The following is a 1138-nucleotide window of genomic DNA, read 5'->3' on the forward strand; positions in this document are numbered from 1 at the left end:
GTCCCTCAGTGGCGCCGGGCAGCAGGACCCGCAGCAGGAAGCGCGCCCGGTCGGCCGGCCCGGCCCGGTGGAGGCCCCCGCCGGGGGGCGGTGCGGGGCTCACCGGGCACCGGCGGGGTCGCGGCGGTCCCGGCCGGGCGTCCGGGGGCGGCGGGTCAGGTCCCGGCCCGTCCCGTCCCCGGTGCGGCGTCTGCGGGGTACGGGCGTCCGGTCGCCGCGTGCCATGTGCGCTCTCCTGTCCGTCGGGTCCCCCGGGCACCAACGAGCATGGCGCCGCGGGGCATCGCGCGGCCGGTGACAGGCTGCGCGGGGGCGGGTGCCACCCGATCGGCCCGCCCGGCAGCCGGGCGGGGCGGCAGCCGGGCGCAGTCAGTCGCGCGGCAGCAGGGAGCCCAGCGGCCCCAGGTCGAGGTTCAGGTCCTCCGGGCGCAGTCCGAAAGTGGTGCGCAGTTCCGTCATGCGCTGTTCGAGCAGCATCAAGGTGGTGCCCACCTTCTCGACCTGGGCCTCGGTCAGCTCGCCCGAGTCCACCCGGCGCAGTGCCTGGCGTTCCATCAGCTGGCGCAGGAGTTCCACGACGGTGAGCACCAGGGCGACCAGGTCGCGGCCGACCGAGTCCTCGTCCAGGTCCACCCGCCGGCCGGGGCTCACCACGGGCCGCTGTCCGCCCAGGGGGCGGGCATCCTGTCGCTGACGGAGGAGAGCAGGGCGTGCAGGGACAGCCGTACCAGAGGGACCTCGGCGATCGCGATGACCAGGTCGCCGCTGATGACCACACCGGTGGCCATCACCCGGTCGAGCAGATCGACGAGCGGCACCCCGATGGGGCCGTAGGGGCCCTCCTCGGGCTGCCAGGCAACGGGCTCATGGAGCATCGGCGGGCCTCTCCTGCTCGGCGTCGTCCAGGCGGGCGAAGGAGTACGGCACCCAGGGTCCGGTGACCTCGATCCGGGCGTGGGCGGCGACGGCGGGTTCCCTGGCCAGGGCGGCGACGGTGTCGCGGAACTCCGCCTGCCGGTCCTGGTCGAGCAGCAGGGCCGCGTTGAGCACCTGCCGCTGGGTGCCGCCGGTCAGCGCCGGGTCCTGGGGGCGCAGCCGGCGGGCGGCGGCGGCCTGCCGGGCGAGCGTCGTGTACACG

General features: G+C 76.4%; 3 protein-coding genes. All 3 read right to left on the minus strand.

Annotated elements, in window-relative coordinates; all coding sequences use genetic code 11:
- Positions 1-369 precede the first annotated feature (369 nt).
- Positions 370-651, minus strand: a complete 282-nt coding sequence (locus tag ACFV5N_RS25960) for a gas vesicle protein K (RefSeq protein ID WP_385604434.1) — start codon at positions 649-651, stop codon at positions 370-372.
- Positions 648-875, minus strand: a complete 228-nt coding sequence (locus tag ACFV5N_RS25965; protein WP_385604419.1) for a gas vesicle protein — start codon at positions 873-875, stop codon at positions 648-650. Before ACFV5N_RS25965 ends, ACFV5N_RS25960 begins: the two co-directional genes overlap by 4 nt.
- The coding region (locus tag ACFV5N_RS25970) for a GvpL/GvpF family gas vesicle protein (protein ID WP_385604422.1) at positions 865-1138 on the minus strand (274 nt) is incomplete at its 5' end. The genes ACFV5N_RS25965 and ACFV5N_RS25970, both read right to left, overlap by 11 nt.

The organism is Streptomyces sp. NPDC059853 (assembly GCF_042731495.1).
Classification (GTDB): domain Bacteria; phylum Actinomycetota; class Actinomycetes; order Streptomycetales; family Streptomycetaceae; genus Streptomyces.